Raw genomic sequence first — 3,319 nt, 5'->3', positions numbered from 1 at the left:
ATTCAACATTATAAACCCGGTGATGTAGCAATTTCCATGTCTTTTGCCGATCGCCCTGTCACTACCCAAAATATCTCCATTTCTAACAGTTTATCTCTACTTGGCCAGTGTAAAGATCCAAAACGGGCGATCGCCAACAAACACCCAGGAACCTCTTTGATTCTACTCCTAGAGCGCATCCAAAACACTATCCAAAAAGAACGTGCCCGCAACAATTTAAAGCCAGTCGTAGTAACCATCGCCATTCAAGATGATGAGCCGGGCCCAAACCAACCCAATCCGAAAGACATTAAGCGCATTAAAAGCGTTGTCCACAACATTACTGAAAACAATGGGGCGCTCGCCTTCATGGTTGAAGACGAAACCCTCAAAAACCAGCTAGAGACTAATTTAACATCCGAAGGCAAGGTGCAAATTTGCGATTTCAAAGACATTTCTAACTGCGTCAGTTTAGCCTTGGAAACCGCTCGTAAACCGGGTTCTCGATAGGAGCCTAGAAACCGGGTTTTTACCAAAATACTTCGTTGTAGCCAGCAGATTCGTCAAACCCCCGGTTTCTGCCCCTCCAATGTGACCAAAGAAACCGGGTTTTTACCAAAATATTTTGTTGCATCCCGCAGATTCAATAAAAAACCCGGTTTCTGACCCCCGTGCATCCAGGACTAAGTAACTTCCTCAAAAATCCGCATAACTCCTCACAAATTAAACGATTAAACATTGTCAGCAAAATCAAAGGAAAGACCATGAATTCAAATCAACCGCAGAATAACGATCGTAATCAAATTCAACTTCATATCTGGCAAATAGTCGATCGCTGGCGGCAATTTCCCCAAGAAGCAGTTAAACGCCTCCCCAGAGGATTGCGGGCAAATGTCAGCGAAAGAGTTGCCAACTCAGCAGAAACTCGGATTGCCGAAGCCCGCATTCAAGACATGAATCCCATAGTCTCCCGGCAATCTTCACCGACTACCAAACAAGCCACAAAATTTGTGGTAGTAGTAATAGGTGCGCTTACCTTCAGTGCGGGAACGCAAGTGCTAACTTCGCGTTTGGGCCCGGCTGCTTTACCTGCTGCAATGGGAGGCGGTGCATTGGCTAGTTTTTTAGTAGACGATCGCGCTACTAAAGTATTTACAAATATGCGAATTGCTCACGGTACAAAACAGGAAATTAGCGCGATCGCCCAGCAAGGACAATCTCCTGTTAATGAATTAGACGAACTGTTTTACCGCACTCAAAAGGCACTGATCCAACAAGTCGAAGGCAAAAATCTACAGCAACAGTTGGCTATCGATGCCATTTTAGCAGGAACGCTGAGTGCGGCGGAATTTTCAACAGCGCTGTGGATTGTAGTCCAAATGGGCCTGCCGGGGGGGATTTTAATAGAAGCGATCGCCGCCAGTTTGCCTGTTACTATTGTTTGGTTGGCCGCTGCTTTTCAGAGCGATCGTTTTGAGTTACCAGAACAGTATGCCCGTTTAATTGAAAAGTATTTGGGCTGTGTTTTCCCCCGCGAAGGAATGCCAGAAGCGGAAGTTGAAAAACTCCTGGCTGATAAAGAAAGCCAAGAAGCATCTTTGGACTATTTAATGAAATACATTGCTGAGGGGGATAGCAATGGACGGCTGAAGAATATGGCGATGGCGGAAGCGGACTATGATATTAGCATGGGTCGCGATCGCAAAAAAGAGTTGGAACTGGAGCGCGATCAGGCGATCGAACAGCGGTTATTTCAATCTCGCGCCGACAAAACCGATCTGGACAACGCCTTTGTTGCGCCAGACATTGAAATGATTGGTGCGCCTCACGAAATCAAAGACAAGCAGCAAAAGGTCGATCGAATGCGGCAGCAGTGGGTGCAGCAGAAAAGCGCTGAGTTAGAAGAGATTTTAGGGCAAGATTTGAAGATAATCGCCCACCGTTACGGAACCCAAATTAAACAATGTGAGGAGGACATCATGGCGGCGCAGCAGCGTTATGACGAAGCCTACCGCAACTGGAAGGAGAGCCATGAGGACTTTGGGGGCGACTTGGGCGACGCGGCTTAAGAGAATCGGGATTGGGTGAGGTGGGGGGTGTTCTCTTGGTATAATTGAGAGCATCCCTTTTTTGCTGAACCCGATCGCCCATGCACGAACTCGATCGCCTCCTCCAAGAACTTGTATCCCAAGCCCAATCATATCCCAAAGATACCGATCCAAAAAAGCGCAAAATTAGACCGCTGTTGTGGGAGATTATGTTTCCTGGATCGAGCTTACGACGTGAGAAAAAAACGACAGATGATGATGAAAAATCACAAGCTATATATGGTGAGGCAAAACGCCGATTAGCAGGTCTCAAAAAATGGTGTCGTGACAAACATGGGGCAATGTTAGCAAGTGATTTTGAGCAAGATTGGAATGATGTTATGGGAGATGTGCTAGAAGAAGTTCTGACAAAAATTGATATTTATAAAAGAGGAGTAGATTTCGAGCTATTTAAAGAATGGCAGAAATTTTCTAAGATATCAGCATCAGAGCGAACTCCAGAATTTTATTCAGAGTTTCAAAAAGAAGTAGAAAAATTTCGCCGTCGCTTTGAACAAAGACGCAAAAACAAGAAGACTAAAACCTATACGTCAGAAAAATCTCAAAGCCTAGCTCAATCCTGTGAAAAATTATGCCAAAATATTCAAAAAACTGAAGTTGATTTAGGACAAATCTGGAATATTTTTTGCGATGAAGTGCAGCAGCTTTACCGTCCCCTAAAATTTTGGAACTGGTTTGCTTTTTATGTAAAATCTCGCTTTATAGATTTTATTCGAGATCGAGTAAAAGAAATTTCAACGGCAGAACCTTCGGGGTCTAAGCATAATCAAAGATTGATTTATGCAAAAGCAGTAATAATTTTTGCCTTTGATATTCTGCTCCAAATTTGGTTATATCAAATCGCATCAATGATGCAGGAATACGAGAGGAAATTAAAGCAAATTCAGACTATGGAATGGATCGATCGAGATCCAGATGGCATTTTCAGGGGCGAGCATATTAGAAATTTTCCTGATGTTAACTTTCGCGCGATCGCCATTTTAAAGTTTAAACAGGCTAGCCTAAAAGAAATTCAAGAACATTTTGGTAATCGAGTTAATGCTCAGACAACAATTAGTCCTTTTTACACCCGTACCTGCTCTTATTTCAAGCCAATTATTGAAGATTGGAGTTTAGACTAAGCACAAATTTACTCAGCGTTAGCTGAGTAGAAATTATGGTGAATTTAGAGAGAGCTGACCAGGTTAACTAATGGATTTTGACGAGTTTTGGAACCTACCTTTACCCTTTTT

General features: G+C 43.4%; 3 protein-coding genes. All 3 read left to right on the top strand.

Going from position 1 to position 3,319, the window contains the following annotated elements; translation table 11 throughout:
• Positions 1-489, top strand: a 489-nt coding sequence (locus IQ270_RS29205) for a hypothetical protein (protein ID WP_193976611.1), incomplete at its 5' end; no start/stop codon positions are given.
• Between the two features lie 254 nt (positions 490-743).
• Positions 744-2,048: a hypothetical protein gene (locus tag IQ270_RS29200; protein WP_193976610.1), complete on the top strand. Its 1,305-nt coding sequence runs from the start codon at positions 744-746 to the stop codon at positions 2,046-2,048.
• Between the two features lie 80 nt (positions 2,049-2,128).
• Positions 2,129-3,208: a hypothetical protein gene (locus IQ270_RS29195; protein WP_193976609.1), complete on the top strand. Its 1,080-nt coding sequence runs from the start codon at positions 2,129-2,131 to the stop codon at positions 3,206-3,208.
• The last annotated feature ends 111 nt before the right edge of the window (positions 3,209-3,319 follow it).

The sequence above is a fragment of the Microcoleus sp. LEGE 07076 genome (assembly GCF_015207455.1).
Taxonomy (GTDB): domain Bacteria; phylum Cyanobacteriota; class Cyanobacteriia; order Cyanobacteriales; family Microcoleaceae; genus Microcoleus.
The sequence above is the reverse complement of the archived record's forward strand: the minus strand, read 5'-3'. Positions and strand labels throughout refer to the sequence as shown.

Bases quoted from the DNA above. Each gene is read 5' to 3' on its own strand.
- IQ270_RS29200 (WP_193976610.1), top strand. From the start codon at position 744: ATGAATTCAAATCAACCGCAGAATAACGATCGTAATCAAATTCAACTT.
- IQ270_RS29195 (WP_193976609.1), top strand. From the start codon at position 2,129: ATGCACGAACTCGATCGCCTCCTCCAAGAACTTGTATCCCAAGCCCAA.